The organism is Paramuribaculum intestinale, from assembly GCF_003024925.1.
Taxonomy (GTDB): Bacteria; Bacteroidota; Bacteroidia; order Bacteroidales; family Muribaculaceae; genus Paramuribaculum; species Paramuribaculum intestinale.
In genome coordinates this window covers 1-13,789 of sequence record NZ_PUED01000004.1, presented here as the reverse complement: position 1 = coordinate 13,789, position 13,789 = coordinate 1, and the positions used below count along the sequence as shown (strand labels likewise).

The window sequence follows — 13,789 nt, the reverse complement described above, 5'->3', positions numbered from 1 at the left end:
CATAGTAAAAGAAGATGTTACAACCCAAGAAAACAAAATTCCGCCGCGCGCAGAAAGGCCGCATGAAGGGCATTGCTCAGCGTGGCAACCAGTTGGCCTTCGGTTCGTTTGGCATTAAGACTCTTGAGTCGAAGTGGATCACTGGCCGTCAGATCGAGGCTGCTCGTGTGGCCGTGACCCGCTACATGCAGCGTCAGGGTCAGATATGGATCCGCATATTCCCCGACAAGCCTATCACCAAGAAGCCTGCCGAGGTGCGAATGGGTAAAGGTAAAGGTTCGCCCGAAGGTTTCGTGGCTCCTGTGACTCCCGGCCGCATGCTCATCGAGGTGGAGGGTGTCAGCTACGACATCGCCAAGGAGGCGCTGCGTCTGGCAGCCCAGAAGCTTCCGGTGATAACGAAGTTTGTGGTACGTCGTGACTATGATCCGACTCAAAACGTGTAAGCGATTATGAAAAAAGTAGAGATAAAAGAGCTGAGCACGCAGGACCTCAAGGAGCGTCTGGAAGTGATGGAGCATGAATATGCGCAGCTGAAGATCAATCATTCGGTATCTCCGATTGACAATCCCGCTCAGATACGCCGCGACCGCCGCATGATAGCCCGCGTGAAGACAGAGTTGCGCCAGCGTGAGCTCAACAACAAATAAACAGCGCTGAGGAAACTATGGAAGAAAGAAATTTACGTAAGGAACGCATAGGCGTTGTGTCGAGCAACAAGGGCGACAAGACGATCACTGTGACCGTTAAGTGGAAGGAGAAGCATCCTATCTACGGCAAGTTTGTCAACAAGACGAAGAAGTATCACGCGCACGACGAGAAGAACGAGTGCTCGGTAGGCGATACCGTCCGTCTGATGGAGACCCGCCCCTTGAGCAAGACCAAGAGATGGAGATTAGTAGAAATCATCGAAAAAGTTAAATAAGCATCATGATACAGACAGAAAGCCGATTGACGGTAGCCGACAACAGCGGCGCCAAGGAGGCCCTGTGCATCCACGTGCTGGGTGGCACCGGCCGCCGTTATGCTACGGTTGGCGACATCATCGTGGTGTCGGTCAAGAGCGTGATTCCTTCGTCGGATGTGAAGAAGGGCACGGTGTCGAAGGCCGTGGTGGTACGCACCAAGAAGGAGATCCGCAGGCAAGACGGAAGCTATATCCGCTTCGACGACAACGCTTGCGTGCTTCTCAACAATGCCGGCGAACTGCGCGGCACCCGTATCTTCGGTCCGGTGGCCCGCGAGCTGCGTGCCACAAACATGAAGATCGTGTCGCTGGCTCCGGAAGTGTTATAATTCCCGTGATAGTACAAACAGACAATGAACAAGATTAATATCAAGAAGGGCGACACAGTCTATGTGCTGGCGGGCGATGACCGCGGCAAGACGGGCCGCGTGCTGAAGGTCGATGCGGCCAAGCAGCGTGCCATCGTGGAGGGCGTGAATGTCGTCACGAAGGCAACGAAGCCCAGCGCGAAGCATCCGCAGGGCGGTTTAGTGAAGATGGAGGCTCCGGTACACGTTTCGAATCTGAGCCTGATAGACCCCAAGAGCGGCAAGCCGACTCGTGTCTTCCGCAAGAAGAACGATGAGGGTCGTTCCGTACGTTACGCACAAAAGTCAGGAGAGGAGATTAAGTGATGAGCACAACGACACTGAAAAACGACTATAAGGAGCGGATAGTGCCTGCTCTGGTGAAGCAGTTCAACTACACAAGCGTCATGCAGGTTCCGACCCTGAAGAAGATTGTGATCAATCAGGGTCTTGGCGAAGCCACTCAGGACAAGAAGATCATCGAGACGGCTATCCGTGAGCTGACGGACATCACCGGCCAGAAGGCTGTGGCTACTCTGTCGCGCAAGGATATCTCGAACTTCAAGCTTCGCAAGAAGATGCCGGTGGGCGTGATGGTGACTCTTCGTCGCGACAAGATGTATGAGTTCCTGGAGCGTCTGATCCGTGTGGCTCTTCCGCGTATCCGCGACTTTAAGGGTATCGAGGGCAAGCTCGACGGCCGTGGCAACTACACACTGGGCATCACCGAGCAGATCATCTTCCCCGAGATCAATATCGACAACATCAGCAAGCTTCTGGGCATGAACATCACTTTCGTGACTTCGGCCAACACCGACGAGGAGGGCTATGCTCTTCTGAAGGAATTCGGTCTGCCCTTCAAGAATGCTAAAAAGTAACCCCAAGCTTACTACGAAGAAATGGCAAAAGAATCAATGAAAGCCCGCGAGGTGAAGAGAGCTAAGCTCGTGGCCAAGTATGCCGCCAAGCACGATGCCCTGAAGGCAGCCGGCGACTACGAGGGTCTGCAGCTTCTGCCCAAAAATGCCTCGAAGGTGCGCATGCACAACCGCTGCAGCATCACCGGCCGTCCGAAAGGCTACATGCGTCAGTTCGGACTGTCGAGAATACAGTTCCGCGAGATGGCCTCTCAGGGTCTGATCCCGGGTGTCAAGAAGGCGAGCTGGTAATAGTTGCTGCGCGAGACGCCCTGCCACAGCGCCATGAGGGCGTGGCGGAGGCGGCTCTCCGGAATTACAACCGACGAGTATTAAATATTGTTCGGATTGTCCGAATCAATTTAAAACAACAATAAAAATGACTGATCCAATAGCAGATTATCTGACAAGATTGAGGAATGCCATCAAGGCCAACCACCGTGTGGTGGAGATCCCTGCCTCAAACTTGAAAAAAGAAATCACAAAGATTCTTTTTGAACAAGGCTATATTCTTAACTACAAGTTTATAGACGGTGAGACTCCGGCCGGCGTGATAAAGATCGCGCTGAAGTATGATCCGGTTGACAAGGTCAACGCGATCAAGGACCTGAAGAGAGTTTCTCGTCCGGGTCTTCGCCAGTATACTGGCTACAAGGATATGCCGCGTGTGCTCAACGGACTGGGTATCGCGATCCTGTCGACTTCGCAGGGCGTGATGACCAACAAGAAGGCCAAAGACCTGAAGGTCGGCGGCGAAGTGCTGTGTTACGTTTATTAATGGAGGAGGATAGATTATGTCAAGAATAGGTAAGGCTCCCATAGCAATCCCTGCCGGTGTGACCGTAAAGGTGTCCGGCGACGTGGTGACCGTAAAGGGTCCCAAGGGCGAACTCAGCCAGAAGATTAATCCCGACCTCCAGATCACGGTGGAGGATGGCCAGCTGACTCTGGCTCGTCCGAGCGATGACCGTGAGCACCGTGCGCAGCATGGTCTTTACCGCGCTCTGATCCATAATATGGTTGTGGGAGTGTCGGAAGGCTACCGCAAGGAGATGGAACTGGTGGGTGTGGGCTACCGTGCAGCGGCTACTGGCCAGGTGCTCGAGCTGTCGCTTGGTTACTCCCACGCTATCTATATAAAGCTTCCGCCGGAGGTCAAGGTAGAGGCGAAGAGCGAGCGTAACAAGAATCCGCTGATCATCCTGGAGAGCGACGACAAGCAGCTTCTGGGCCAGGTGTGCGCGAAGATCCGTTCGCTGCGTAAGCCGGAGCCCTACAAGGGCAAGGGTATCAAGTTTGTCGGTGAGATTATCCGTCGTAAGTCGGGTAAGTCGGCAAGCGCTAAGTAAACTCTAAAAGCATACTACAATGATCTCCAAGAAAGACAGAAGAAATAAAATCAAGGCCCGTATCCGTGGCAAGATCTCGGGCACTGCGGCGCGTCCCCGCATGTCGGTGTTCCGCAGCAACAAGCAGATATACGTGCAGCTGATCGACGATCTGGCGGGCAAGACTCTTGCCTCGACTTCGTCGAAGGGTATCGAGGGCGGCACAAAGTGTGAAATCGCCGCAAAAGTGGGTCAGGCCATCGCCGGCAAGGCTCAGGCTGCAGGTATCACCGAGGTGGTTTTTGACCGCAACGGTTATCTGTTCCACGGCAGGGTAAAATCATTGGCCGACGCAGCTCGCGAGGGCGGTCTTAAATTTTAAGCATCATGGTAAAGAATAACAATAAAGTAAAGTCGACAAACGATCTTGACCTGAAGGACCGCCTGGTGGCCATCAACCGTGTCACCAAGGTGACCAAGGGTGGCCGTGCTTTCACTTTCGCCGCTATCGTAGTCGTAGGCGACGAGAAGGGCGTGGTAGGCGTCGGCCTGGGCAAGGCCAATGAGGTTACAGCCGCTATCGCCAAGGGCGTTGAGGCTGCCAAGAAGAATCTTATCAAGGTGCCTGTTCACAAGGGTACGATTCCTCACGAGCAGGAAGCCAAGTTCGGCGGTTCGCGCGTGATTCTGAAGCCTGCTTCGGAGGGTACTGGCGTGAAGGCCGGCGGTGCTATGCGTGCCGTTCTGGAGAGCGTCGGTATCACTGACGTGCTTGCGAAGAGCAAGGGTTCTTCCAACCCGCACAATCTCGTGAAAGCCACTCTGGCTGCTCTGGGCGAGATGCGCAGTCCGGCCGATGTGGCCCGCAACCGCGGTATCTCGATGGAACAGGTGTTTAACGGTTAAAAAATCTCATTACTGAAAATGGCACAGATAAAGATTACGCAGGTCAAGAGCCGCATCGGTGCTCCCGAGGTGCAGAAGCGCACTCTGGATGCTCTCGGCCTGAAGAAGATGAATCACACGGTGGTGAAAGAAGACACCCCGTCGGTGATGGGAATGGTTAACAAAGTACGTCACCTCGTGAGTGTGACCAACGCATAAAACTGATAATTTAGAAATGGAACTGAATAATCTGCGTCCGGCAGTAGGGTCAGTGACCCGCAAGACGCGTATCGGCCGCGGCCCGGGTTCGGGCAAGGGCGGCACTTCAACCCGCGGCCACAAGGGTGCAAAGTCGCGCTCCGGCTATTCGCGCAAGATCGGCTTCGAGGGTGGTCAGATGCCTCTGCAGCGTCGTCTGCCCAAGTTCGGCTTCAAGAATATCAACCGTGTGGAGTACAAGGCCATCAATATCGGTGTTCTCGACGCTCTGGCAGCTGCCAAGGGTCTGGAGAAGATTGGTATCGAGGAGCTTCGTCAGGCAGGCTATATCAACCGCAAGCAGCTTGTGAAGGTGCTTGGCGAGGGTAGCGTGCAGCGTGCTCTTCAGGTGGAGGCCAACGCGTTCTCCAAGTCGGCTGAAAAGGCTATCACCGAGGCCGGCGGCACAATCTCTAAAATCTGAGTATAATGAGGTTTGTCGAAACTCTGAAAAATATCTGGACAATCGATGAGCTGCGCAAGCGCATTCTTGTGACGCTTCTTCTGGTGCTCGTGTATCGTCTTGGCTGTTACGTGGTTCTTCCCGGTATCAGCCCGGCCGATCTCGACGCACTGTCGAAGTTTACGAACAAGAGCGGGCTTATGCAGCTCCTCGACATGTTCTCCGGCGGCGCTTTCTCTCAGGCGTCGATATTCGCGCTGGGTATCATGCCCTATATCACGGCTTCGATCGTGATACAGCTTCTTGGCATGGTGCTTCCTTCGTTCCAGAAGATGATGCGCGAGGGTGAGAGCGGACGCCAGAAGCTCAACCAGTATACGCGTTATCTGACGGTGCTGATCCTGATTCTGCAGGGTCCGGCCTACCTGATCAATCTTCAGGTGCAGGTGAGCGCTGCGGGCGCTGTGTCTGCGATGGGACCCTGGACGGTGGCTTATCTTACGGTGATACTGGCTGCCGGCTCGATGTTCATCATGTGGCTTGGCGAGCGTATCACTGACCGTGGTATCGGCAACGGTATTTCGTTCATCATCCTTGTGGGTATCATAGCCCGTCTGCCGCAGGCTCTGTTCTATGAGTTCACAAGCCGTATGCCCGGTTCGACCGGTTCGCAGGGCGGTCTGGTGATGTTCGTGGTGGAGCTTATCCTGCTTTTTGCCGTGACGGTTGGCGCTGTGCTTCTGGTGCAGGGTACTCGCAAGGTGCCTGTCCAGTATGCGAAGCGCATCGTGGGCAACCGCCAGTATGGCGGCGCTCGCCAGTATATTCCTCTGAAGGTGAATGCCGCCGGTGTGATGCCGATCATTTTCGCTCAGGCGATCATGTTTATCCCCATCACTCTCGCCGGTTTCGGCTCCAGTGACAATGCCGGTGGTTTCATAGCTGCCTTCAGCGATATCAACGGCTTCTGGTATAATCTGGTCTACTTCCTGATGATCGTGGCTTTCACGTATTTCTATACTGCCATCACTGTGCGTCCGACGCAGATGGCGGAGGATATGAAGCGCAACAATGGCTTCATTCCCGGTGTGAAGCCCGGCAAGAAGACGGCCGAGTATCTTGACAGCATCATGTCGCGAATCACTCTGCCCGGTTCGATATTTCTGGGTATTGTGGCGATTCTGCCTGCTTTCGCGCGTTTCTTCGGCATCAGCCAGAATTTCGCGCAGTTCTTCGGCGGCACTTCGCTGCTGATTCTGGTGGGCGTGGTGCTTGATACTCTCCAGCAGATCGAGAGCCATCTGATGATGCATCATTACGATGGTCTGATGAAGGAGGGCAAGATCAAGGGTCGCACTACGGGCAGTGCCTATTGATAATGTTTATTGAACTGAGTCGAGAAACGTACACAGATATTCCATACGCTGCTTTATGACTTGTCTCAAGACACCCGAGGATATGCAGAAGATGCGTGAGGCGTGTGCTCTGGCGAGCGAGACTCTGGGCTATATAGCCACGATGATCGCTCCGGGGGTGACAACGAATCACATCGAGATGAAAGTGCGCGAGTTTATCGCTGACCACGGGGCCAGGGCTGCTTGTCTTGGCTACGGCGGATTTCCGGCCGCGGTGTGCTATGAGGTGAATGAAACGGTGGTGCATGGTTTTCCTTCGAACTATTCTCTTCGCGAGGGCGATATCATCGGCACTGATCTGGTGGTGGAGCTTGACGGTTTCAACGGCGATATGTGCTATACGTTTGCTGTTGGCGAAGTCAGTCCGGAGGTGATGGCTCTGTGCCGCACTACCAAGGAGAGCCTTTACAAGGGTATCGAGGCGTGTCGCGAGGGCAATCGCATCGGTGATATATCGAATGCCGTGCAGACTTACTGTGAGAGCCGGGGTTACTCGGTGGTCAGGGAGATGTGCGGCCACGGTATAGGACGTTCGATGCACGAGGATCCGGAGATATGCAACTACGGCAAGCGCGGACATGGCCCGATGATCCGTTCGGGCATGTGTCTTTGCATAGAGCCGATGATCAATCTCGGTAGCCGGCATATAGTGATAGAGCGTGACGGATGGACCTGCCGCACGCGTGACCGCAAGCCGTCGGCTCATTATGAGCATACGGTGGCTGTGGTGGACGGTGAAACGGAGGTGCTGACTTCGTTCGAGCCTGTGAAGCGGGTGCTCGGCGACAAGTTCATATAAAAAAAGACATACAATATGGCAAAACAAGCTGCAATCGAACAGGATGGTGTGATCGTGGAGGCTCTGAGCAATGCGATGTTTCGCGTGGAGCTCGAGAACGGCCACGAGATCACAGCTCATATTTCCGGCAAGATGAGGATGCACTACATCAAGATTCTTCCGGGTGACAGGGTGCGAGTGGAGATGTCGCCCTACGATCTCTCCAAGGGTCGCATAGCCTTCAGATACAAATGATATTAAAAACAAGCAAACATCATAGAAAGAGATGAAAGTAAGAGCCTCAGTCAAGAAGCGCACCCCGGACAGCAAGATCGTCCGCCGCAAGGGTCGCCTTTACGTGATCAACAAGAAAAATCCCAAATACAAACAGCGTCAGGGATAATTTTATTACTTTTGCAAAAAATTTCAGTCAACATATGGCAGTACGCATAGTGGGAGTTGACCTCCCCCAGAACAAAAGAGGTGAGATAGCGCTGACCTACATCTTCGGCATAGGCCGCAGCGCGGCCAAGTCGATTCTTGCCAAGGCAGGCGTGAATCCTGACATCAAGGTTCAGGACTGGACCGACGAACAGGCAGCAAAGGTGCGCGAAGTGATCGGCGCCGAGCACAAAGTAGAGGGTGATCTCCGCAGCGAGATCCAGCTGAACATCAAGCGTCTGATGGACATAGGCTGCTATCGCGGCATCCGTCACCGCAATGGTCTGCCCGTGCGCGGTCAGAGCACCAAGAACAATGCCCGTACCCGCAAGGGCAAGAAGAAGACCGTGGCAAACAAGAAGAAAGCAACGAAATAAGAGTTAAAGCAATATGGCAAAGAAGACAGTAGCAGCGAAGAAAAGAAACGTCAAGGTCGACGCCGCAGGGCAGCTTCACGTTCATTCGTCGTTCAACAACATCATCGTGTGTCTGGCCAATTCGGAAGGTCAGGTCATCTCATGGTCGAGCGCCGGCAAGATGGGCTTCAGAGGCTCGAAGAAGAACACTCCGTATGCCGCCCAGATGGCTGCGCAGGATTGCGCGAAGACAGCCTACGATCTGGGTCTGCGCAAGGTGAAGGCTTACGTGAAGGGTCCGGGCAACGGTCGCGAGAGCGCAATCCGCACAGTGCATGGCGCAGGCATAGAGGTCACCGACATCATCGACGTGACTCCGCTGCCCCACAACGGATGCCGTCCGCCGAAGCGCCGTCGCGTCTGAGCCACGCCGGAGCATTATATATTCAATCCAAGGCTCTTATATTCTCAACTCACTAACCAACAATCAAGGGAACGCGCAGGAAGCCCGAACGTGAATAGACCATACAATGAAATCACCTCTCTATGGTCGCGGCTGCACAGACTGACATGTCCGGCGCTGACCCCGCAAACCAAATTATAACAATACAACAAAATGGCAAGATATACCGGCCCCAAGACAAGAATCGCCCGTAAGTTCGGCGAGCCCATCTTCGGTGAAGACAAGGTGCTCGCTAAGAAAAACTACGCTCCGGGCCAGCACGGCCAGAACCGTCGCCGCAAGACTTCGGAGTATGGCACTCAGCTGCGTGAGAAGCAGAAGGCTAAATATACCTATGGTGTGCTCGAGAAATATTTCCGCAATCTTTTCGACAAGGCTGCCCGCACCAAGGGTATCACCGGCGAAGTGCTTCTCCAGCTTCTTGAAAGCCGTCTGGACAATGTGGTGTTCCGTCTGGGCATCGCTCCTACCCGCGCCGCTGCCCGTCAGCTGGTGCTCCACCGCCACATCACTGTCAACGGTCAGGTGGTGAACATCGCTTCGTATCATGTGAAGCCGGGCGATGTTGTGGGTGTGCGCGAGCGTTCGAAGTCGCTCGAAGTGATCGCTGACGCTCTGGCAGGTTTCAACCACAGCAAGTATCCCTGGATCGAGTGGGACGAAAGCTCCAAGTCGGGCAAGCTTCTTCATGTGCCCGCCCGCGAGGATATCCCCGAGAACATCAAGGAGCAGCTCATCGTCGAGCTCTATTCTAAATAATCATAAATGAGGTCCACATGGCTATATTAGCTTTTCAAAAACCTGACAAGGTACTGATGCTCGAAGCCGACAACCGTTTTGGCAAGTTCGAATTCAAGCCATTGGAACCGGGTTACGGCATAACCATCGGCAACGCTCTGCGGCGCATTCTGCTGTCGTCGCTCGAGGGCTTCGCTATCTCGTCGATACGTATCGACGGGGTGAAGCATGAGTTTGACACCGTCCCCGGGGTGAAGGAAGATGTGACCAACATCATCCTCAACCTCAAGAAGGTAGATCTCAAGCAGAAGGTTGACGACACTGATTTCGAGAAGGTGACAGTGAAGGTTTCGGGCACAGACGTGTTCAAGGCCGGCGACATCAACAAGGTGTTGAGCGGCTTTGAGGTGCTGAATCCCGAGCTGGTGATCTGTCATCTCGATCCGGAGGCTTCGTTTGCGATCGATCTGACGATCAACAAGGGTCGCGGATGGGTGCCTGCCGACGAAAACGAGGTGCCTGCCGACGATGTCAATGTCATAGCCATCGACTCGATCTACACTCCTATCAAGAACGTCAAATATACTGTCGATAATTTCCGTGTCGATCAGAAGACCGACTACGACAAGCTCACTCTGGAGATCACGACCAACGGCTCCATTCTCCCGAAGGATGCCCTGAAGGAGGCTGCCAAGATACTGATCTATCATTTCATGCTCTTCTCCGACGAGAAGATCACCCTGGAGGCCGCCGAGGCCGAGGGCAACGAGGAGTTTGACGAAGAGGTGCTCCACATGCGTCAGCTTCTGAAGTCGAAGCTTGTCGATATGGATCTTTCGGTGCGCGCGCTCAACTGTCTGAAGAGCGCCGAGGTGGAAACTCTCGGAGAGCTGGTGCAGTACAACAAGACCGACCTGCTGAAGTTCCGCAACTTCGGCAAGAAGTCGCTGACCGAGCTTGACGATCTGCTGGCAAGCCTCAACCTGTCGTTTGGTATGGACATTTCAAAGTACAAATTAGATAAAGAGTAATAACGATGAGACACAATAAGAATTTCAATCATCTCGGACGCAAGAAGGCTCATCGCGACGCCCTTCTTGCCAACATGACCATCTCGCTCATCATGCACAAGCGCATCTTCACTACTCTGGCCAAGGCCAAGGCGCTGCGCATGTATGCCGAGCCTCTGATCAACCGCGCGAAGGAGGATTCGATGAACAATCGTCGCCTCGTGTTCGCCTACCTCCAGAACAAGGAGGCTGTCACTGAGCTTTTCCGTGAGATTTCGACCAAGATCGCTGAGCGCAACGGCGGCTATACCCGCATTCTGAAGACAGGCAATCGTCTTGGTGACAATGCCAAGATGTGCATGATCGAGCTCGTTGACTACAATGAGAACCTGCTCAAGGAGAAGGAGGCCAAGAAGGAGGGTCGCACACGTCGTTCGCGTCGTGGCGGACAGAAGGCTGCTGCCGCCGTCGAGGCTCCTGCAGCTGTCGAGGCTGAAAAGGAACTTCCCGCAGCTGAGCCTGAGAAGGAGGCCTGATAGCCCTATCTCGGCACTTCGATGTGCGTCTCCGACGCCACCGGGAGTGCCAAAGCAATACAATACTGACGCTGATCCTACGCATGGGTCGGCGTCAGTCGTTTTTTTGATGCTTGCAAAGAGGGGAGCAACGTTTTTTTTGAAAAATTCAGTAATGGCCGGATGGTAATTAGGCGGTGTTTTATTAACTTTGCGAAATGAAAAGGCGCCGGGCGGCTGTGGGCCGGCGTGGCGCGTGAAGTTCAAGCATAGTAATCAAAAACAGATATAACCAACTATTAAAGCAACACCAAGTTATGAAAATCGAAAAGATCATCGGTCGTGAGGTGCTCGACTCGCGCGGCAACCCCACCGTGGAAGTAGACGTAATCCTTGAGTCGGGTGCGCGCGGACGTGCATCTGTTCCTTCGGGAGCATCCACCGGCGTCAACGAGGCTCTTGAGCTTCGCGACGGTGACAAGAGCCGCTATATGGGCAAGGGCGTTCAGAAGGCTGTGGCCAATGTCAACGGCCCGATCGCCGAGGCTCTCAAGGGCATGTCGGCTCTCGATCAGATCAAGATCGACGAGGCTATGATAGCTCTCGACGGCACTGAAACCAAGAGCAATCTCGGTGCAAACGCCATCCTGGGCGTTTCGCTCGCTGTGGCCAAGGCTGCCGCCGACTATCTGGATCTGCCTCTCTACAAGTATATCGGCGGAGCGAACTCTTACGTTCTTCCCGTGCCGATGATGAACATCATCAACGGTGGCGCTCACTCTGACGCTCCTATCGCTTTCCAGGAGTTCATGATCCGTCCGATCGGCGCATGCTGCTTCAAGGAGGGTATCCGCATGGGCACTGAGGTGTTCCACAACCTGAAGAAGGTGCTTCACGAGCGCAATCTGTCGACAGCTGTCGGCGACGAAGGCGGTTTCGCTCCTGCTCTCGACGGCACTGAGGACGCTCTCAATGTGATCATCAAGGCTATCGAGCTGGCCGGCTACGTTCCGGGCAAGGATGTGACCATCGGTCTGGACTGCGCTTCGTCGGAGTTCTACAAGGATGGCATCTACGACTACACATGGAAGCAGGCCGACGGTCCGAAGTACACTTCGGAGGAACAGGCCAAGTATCTGGAGAAGCTTGTCAACGAGTATCCTATCGATTCGATCGAGGACGGTATGGCCGAGAACGACTGGGAGGGCTGGAAGATCCTCACCGATCTTATCGGCAACCGTTGCCAGCTCGTGGGCGACGACCTGTTCGTGACCAATGTGAAGTATCTCCAGAAGGGTATCGACATGGGCTGCGCCAACTCGATCCTCGTGAAGGTGAACCAGATCGGTTCGCTCACCGAGACTCTCCGTGCCGTAGAGCTGGCTCAGCGCAATGGCTACACCGCTGTGATCTCTCACCGTTCGGGCGAGACAGAGGACGCCACTATAGCTGACATCGCTGTGGCTACCAACGCCGGACAGATCAAGACCGGTTCGGCAAGCCGTTCTGACCGTATGGCCAAGTACAACCAGCTGCTCCGTATCCAGGAGGAGCTTGGTGATGCTGCCCAGTATGGCTACGGCAAGCGCTCGAAGCGTCAGGCGTAAGCCGGAGAGCAGCTGCGGCTGCATAGCATAAAACAGATCCGTCCCGGATGCTCCACTATGTGGGGAGTCCGGGACGGATTGTTTTTTTTGGGGGAGGGGGCGGTGACAGAGTTGTCCGCTCGTGGGGTGGGGTTATTCGTTGAGCCGCACCACTCTGATGCCTTGGATCGAGCGCTGGCGCTGCAGGTATGTGGCGAGTGGCAGGGGGTCGACGATCACCTTGCCGGCGGCCGATGAAGCATGGAGCAGGTGTATTTTGCCGTCGGTGCCTCGTGTGGCGATGCCGATGTGCTGCACGTCGAGTCCGGGTGTTTTGGTCACGATGGCTATTATGTCGCCTTCCAGTATGTCGGCTTTGTCGACGGCTGATGTCTTTATATACGGAAAACGGTGGGATCTGAATCCAATCTCCATTTTTTTCATCGCTTCGAAGCGTGCGGAGTCGGCCAGCGCGGGGTATTTTTCTCTGTTGCGGGTTATGAAGTCGAGTGTCTTGATCTGATATGACGGTGTGGCGACTATGCGCGGTGTGACGTCGGTGAGCGTGCCGCGGTGGGCGTTGTCGATGATCCAGTCGCTAATGTAGTGCAGTCGGGAGGGGTAGCCGTCGAGATGTCCCTGGCGGTAGCGGAGTCGTTCGAGGTTGTATACCATGTCGTGCCATGACGATCGTCCCTCTCCGATTGTTATGGCCATTGCGGCTACGTTTTCGACGAATGTCGTGCAGTCCATGCGCTGCATGTCAATCCGCAGGCATTCTGTGTCGCCTTCGAGTGTGCCGGCGGCGTAGGGTGTGTCGAGGAGCATGCGTCCCAGTGCGGCCATGCGTGCGTTGGGCGTCCGTAGGTCGAGTCGTTCGGCTTGCGAAAGCATCCGTGTGATTGTGGCAGTGTCTGTGGCTTCGTCGGCAAAGCATGCTTCGCCCGGGGCTATGGCTGCCGCTGTCAGTGGCAGAGTGGCCATCGCGGCCATTGTCGCTATGCGCTGAAATATTTTTTTTGGCATGATGTTGTTTTTTCTACTGCGAAGATAGGAATTTTCGGTGAGAAATGCCAAAAAACGATCGGGCAGGATGTCTGTGCGGAGGAGTGTGCGGCTATCGGCCGGGTGTTTTTACATAGGGATATTTTTGGCGTATTGGATCGCGCGGTGATGTGTCATGCTTAAAAAGTATGCTCTACAGCATAATTTTAACATTTGTTGATTTGTCTGAATATCAAGTTAAAACACGTGGTTTGTTGAAAAAGTTGGTTTTGGTGGTGTAATTTTCTTTGCGAAAAATTTGGTGGGGAAGATTTTTGGGTGTAACTTTGCACTCGCTTTCGGGAAGCAACGCTCCTGAGAGTCGCAAAGAGAACATT

Annotated in this window: 24 protein-coding genes; 23 read left to right on the top strand and 1 reads right to left on the bottom strand. The window is 54.3% G+C overall.

Annotated features, from left to right (window positions below; all coding sequences use genetic code 11):
• Positions 1 to 14: 14 nt before the first annotated feature.
• From rplP to eno, 23 genes are all read left to right on the top strand, one after another.
• Positions 15 to 446, top strand: coding sequence for a 50S ribosomal protein L16 (rplP, locus tag C5O24_RS00870; protein ID WP_107036217.1), 432 nt, complete (start codon positions 15 to 17; stop codon positions 444 to 446).
• Between the two features lie 6 nt (positions 447 to 452).
• On the top strand, positions 453 to 650 hold the full coding sequence (gene rpmC / locus C5O24_RS00865) for a 50S ribosomal protein L29 (RefSeq protein ID WP_107036216.1): 198 nt from the start codon (positions 453 to 455) through the stop codon (positions 648 to 650).
• Positions 651 to 667: 17 nt separating this feature from the next.
• Complete coding sequence (gene rpsQ, locus C5O24_RS00860) at positions 668 to 925, top strand: 30S ribosomal protein S17 (RefSeq protein WP_107036215.1); 258 nt, start codon at positions 668 to 670, stop codon at positions 923 to 925.
• Between the two features lie 5 nt (positions 926 to 930).
• Complete coding sequence (rplN, locus tag C5O24_RS00855; RefSeq protein ID WP_107036214.1) at positions 931 to 1,296, top strand: 50S ribosomal protein L14; 366 nt, start codon at positions 931 to 933, stop codon at positions 1,294 to 1,296.
• Positions 1,297 to 1,320: 24 nt separating this feature from the next.
• Positions 1,321 to 1,641, top strand: a complete 321-nt coding sequence (rplX, locus tag C5O24_RS00850; RefSeq protein ID WP_107036213.1) for a 50S ribosomal protein L24 — start codon at positions 1,321 to 1,323, stop codon at positions 1,639 to 1,641.
• Positions 1,641 to 2,192 (top strand): 50S ribosomal protein L5, encoded by a 552-nt coding sequence (gene rplE / locus C5O24_RS00845; RefSeq protein ID WP_107036212.1) that lies wholly within the window; start codon positions 1,641 to 1,643, stop codon positions 2,190 to 2,192. Before rplX ends, rplE begins: the two co-directional genes overlap by 1 nt.
• Positions 2,193 to 2,213: 21 nt before the next feature.
• Positions 2,214 to 2,483, top strand: coding sequence for a 30S ribosomal protein S14 (gene rpsN, locus C5O24_RS00840; RefSeq protein ID WP_107036211.1), 270 nt, complete (start codon positions 2,214 to 2,216; stop codon positions 2,481 to 2,483).
• A gap of 127 nt (positions 2,484 to 2,610) precedes the next feature.
• The gene (gene rpsH, locus C5O24_RS00835; RefSeq protein WP_107036210.1) at positions 2,611 to 3,009 is read left to right on the top strand and encodes a 30S ribosomal protein S8; all 399 of its coding nucleotides are present in this window, start codon (positions 2,611 to 2,613) and stop codon (positions 3,007 to 3,009) included.
• Between the two features lie 16 nt (positions 3,010 to 3,025).
• Positions 3,026 to 3,580 carry a 50S ribosomal protein L6 gene (gene rplF, locus C5O24_RS00830; RefSeq protein WP_107036209.1) on the top strand — a complete coding sequence of 185 codons (555 nt, stop codon included), beginning with the start codon at positions 3,026 to 3,028 and terminating at the stop codon, positions 3,578 to 3,580.
• A gap of 19 nt (positions 3,581 to 3,599) precedes the next feature.
• On the top strand, positions 3,600 to 3,941 hold the full coding sequence (gene rplR / locus C5O24_RS00825) for a 50S ribosomal protein L18 (protein ID WP_107036208.1): 342 nt from the start codon (positions 3,600 to 3,602) through the stop codon (positions 3,939 to 3,941).
• A 5-nt stretch (positions 3,942 to 3,946) separates the two neighbouring features.
• Positions 3,947 to 4,465: a 30S ribosomal protein S5 gene (gene rpsE / locus C5O24_RS00820; protein WP_107036207.1), complete on the top strand. Its 519-nt coding sequence runs from the start codon at positions 3,947 to 3,949 to the stop codon at positions 4,463 to 4,465.
• Between the two features lie 18 nt (positions 4,466 to 4,483).
• The gene (gene rpmD / locus C5O24_RS00815; RefSeq protein ID WP_107036206.1) at positions 4,484 to 4,663 is read left to right on the top strand and encodes a 50S ribosomal protein L30; all 180 of its coding nucleotides are present in this window, start codon (positions 4,484 to 4,486) and stop codon (positions 4,661 to 4,663) included.
• A gap of 16 nt (positions 4,664 to 4,679) precedes the next feature.
• Positions 4,680 to 5,126, top strand: a complete 447-nt coding sequence (rplO, locus tag C5O24_RS00810; protein ID WP_107036205.1) for a 50S ribosomal protein L15 — start codon at positions 4,680 to 4,682, stop codon at positions 5,124 to 5,126.
• Between the two features lie 2 nt (positions 5,127 to 5,128).
• Positions 5,129 to 6,481 carry a preprotein translocase subunit SecY gene (secY, locus tag C5O24_RS00805; RefSeq protein WP_161953415.1) on the top strand — a complete coding sequence of 451 codons (1,353 nt, stop codon included), beginning with the start codon at positions 5,129 to 5,131 and terminating at the stop codon, positions 6,479 to 6,481.
• A 55-nt stretch (positions 6,482 to 6,536) separates the two neighbouring features.
• Positions 6,537 to 7,319 (top strand): type I methionyl aminopeptidase, encoded by a 783-nt coding sequence (gene map, locus C5O24_RS00800; protein WP_107036203.1) that lies wholly within the window; start codon positions 6,537 to 6,539, stop codon positions 7,317 to 7,319.
• Between the two features lie 15 nt (positions 7,320 to 7,334).
• Positions 7,335 to 7,553, top strand: a complete 219-nt coding sequence (infA, locus tag C5O24_RS00795; RefSeq protein WP_107036202.1) for a translation initiation factor IF-1 — start codon at positions 7,335 to 7,337, stop codon at positions 7,551 to 7,553.
• A gap of 31 nt (positions 7,554 to 7,584) precedes the next feature.
• Positions 7,585 to 7,701, top strand: a complete 117-nt coding sequence (rpmJ, locus tag C5O24_RS00790) for a 50S ribosomal protein L36 (RefSeq protein ID WP_016562612.1) — start codon at positions 7,585 to 7,587, stop codon at positions 7,699 to 7,701.
• A gap of 34 nt (positions 7,702 to 7,735) precedes the next feature.
• Positions 7,736 to 8,116, top strand: coding sequence for a 30S ribosomal protein S13 (gene rpsM, locus C5O24_RS00785; RefSeq protein WP_107036201.1), 381 nt, complete (start codon positions 7,736 to 7,738; stop codon positions 8,114 to 8,116).
• A 13-nt stretch (positions 8,117 to 8,129) separates the two neighbouring features.
• Positions 8,130 to 8,519 (top strand): 30S ribosomal protein S11, encoded by a 390-nt coding sequence (rpsK, locus tag C5O24_RS00780; RefSeq protein WP_107036200.1) that lies wholly within the window; start codon positions 8,130 to 8,132, stop codon positions 8,517 to 8,519.
• 192 nt (positions 8,520 to 8,711) lie between these two features.
• Positions 8,712 to 9,317, top strand: coding sequence for a 30S ribosomal protein S4 (rpsD, locus tag C5O24_RS00775; protein WP_107036199.1), 606 nt, complete (start codon positions 8,712 to 8,714; stop codon positions 9,315 to 9,317).
• 17 nt (positions 9,318 to 9,334) lie between these two features.
• Positions 9,335 to 10,327 (top strand): DNA-directed RNA polymerase subunit alpha, encoded by a 993-nt coding sequence (locus C5O24_RS00770; RefSeq protein WP_107036198.1) that lies wholly within the window; start codon positions 9,335 to 9,337, stop codon positions 10,325 to 10,327.
• A gap of 5 nt (positions 10,328 to 10,332) precedes the next feature.
• Positions 10,333 to 10,842 (top strand): 50S ribosomal protein L17, encoded by a 510-nt coding sequence (rplQ, locus tag C5O24_RS00765; RefSeq protein WP_107036197.1) that lies wholly within the window; start codon positions 10,333 to 10,335, stop codon positions 10,840 to 10,842.
• Positions 10,843 to 11,138: 296 nt separating this feature from the next.
• Positions 11,139 to 12,428 (top strand): phosphopyruvate hydratase, encoded by a 1,290-nt coding sequence (gene eno / locus C5O24_RS00760; protein ID WP_107036196.1) that lies wholly within the window; start codon positions 11,139 to 11,141, stop codon positions 12,426 to 12,428.
• A gap of 132 nt (positions 12,429 to 12,560) precedes the next feature.
• On the opposite strand, the gene C5O24_RS00755 is transcribed toward eno, so the two are convergent.
• Positions 12,561 to 13,433 carry an N-acetylmuramoyl-L-alanine amidase-like domain-containing protein gene (locus C5O24_RS00755; protein WP_107036195.1) on the bottom strand — a complete coding sequence of 291 codons (873 nt, stop codon included), beginning with the start codon at positions 13,431 to 13,433 and terminating at the stop codon, positions 12,561 to 12,563.
• Between the last annotated feature and the right edge of the window lie 356 nt (positions 13,434 to 13,789).

Coding starts and splice junctions, on each gene's coding strand:
- rplP (WP_107036217.1), top strand. CDS start 15: ATGTTACAACCCAAGAAAACAAAATTCCGCCGCGCGCAGAAAGGCCGC.
- rpmC (WP_107036216.1), top strand. CDS start 453: ATGAAAAAAGTAGAGATAAAAGAGCTGAGCACGCAGGACCTCAAGGAG.
- rpsQ (WP_107036215.1), top strand. CDS start 668: ATGGAAGAAAGAAATTTACGTAAGGAACGCATAGGCGTTGTGTCGAGC.
- rplN (WP_107036214.1), top strand. CDS start 931: ATGATACAGACAGAAAGCCGATTGACGGTAGCCGACAACAGCGGCGCC.
- rplX (WP_107036213.1), top strand. CDS start 1,321: ATGAACAAGATTAATATCAAGAAGGGCGACACAGTCTATGTGCTGGCG.
- rplE (WP_107036212.1), top strand. CDS start 1,641: ATGAGCACAACGACACTGAAAAACGACTATAAGGAGCGGATAGTGCCT.
- rpsN (WP_107036211.1), top strand. CDS start 2,214: ATGGCAAAAGAATCAATGAAAGCCCGCGAGGTGAAGAGAGCTAAGCTC.
- rpsH (WP_107036210.1), top strand. CDS start 2,611: ATGACTGATCCAATAGCAGATTATCTGACAAGATTGAGGAATGCCATC.
- rplF (WP_107036209.1), top strand. CDS start 3,026: ATGTCAAGAATAGGTAAGGCTCCCATAGCAATCCCTGCCGGTGTGACC.
- rplR (WP_107036208.1), top strand. CDS start 3,600: ATGATCTCCAAGAAAGACAGAAGAAATAAAATCAAGGCCCGTATCCGT.
- rpsE (WP_107036207.1), top strand. CDS start 3,947: ATGGTAAAGAATAACAATAAAGTAAAGTCGACAAACGATCTTGACCTG.
- rpmD (WP_107036206.1), top strand. CDS start 4,484: ATGGCACAGATAAAGATTACGCAGGTCAAGAGCCGCATCGGTGCTCCC.
- rplO (WP_107036205.1), top strand. CDS start 4,680: ATGGAACTGAATAATCTGCGTCCGGCAGTAGGGTCAGTGACCCGCAAG.
- map (WP_107036203.1), top strand. CDS start 6,537: ATGACTTGTCTCAAGACACCCGAGGATATGCAGAAGATGCGTGAGGCG.
- infA (WP_107036202.1), top strand. CDS start 7,335: ATGGCAAAACAAGCTGCAATCGAACAGGATGGTGTGATCGTGGAGGCT.
- rpmJ (WP_016562612.1), top strand. CDS start 7,585: ATGAAAGTAAGAGCCTCAGTCAAGAAGCGCACCCCGGACAGCAAGATC.
- rpsM (WP_107036201.1), top strand. CDS start 7,736: ATGGCAGTACGCATAGTGGGAGTTGACCTCCCCCAGAACAAAAGAGGT.
- rpsK (WP_107036200.1), top strand. CDS start 8,130: ATGGCAAAGAAGACAGTAGCAGCGAAGAAAAGAAACGTCAAGGTCGAC.
- rpsD (WP_107036199.1), top strand. CDS start 8,712: ATGGCAAGATATACCGGCCCCAAGACAAGAATCGCCCGTAAGTTCGGC.
- C5O24_RS00770 (WP_107036198.1), top strand. CDS start 9,335: ATGGCTATATTAGCTTTTCAAAAACCTGACAAGGTACTGATGCTCGAA.
- rplQ (WP_107036197.1), top strand. CDS start 10,333: ATGAGACACAATAAGAATTTCAATCATCTCGGACGCAAGAAGGCTCAT.
- eno (WP_107036196.1), top strand. CDS start 11,139: ATGAAAATCGAAAAGATCATCGGTCGTGAGGTGCTCGACTCGCGCGGC.
- C5O24_RS00755 (WP_107036195.1), bottom strand. CDS start 13,433: ATGCCAAAAAAAATATTTCAGCGCATAGCGACAATGGCCGCGATGGCC.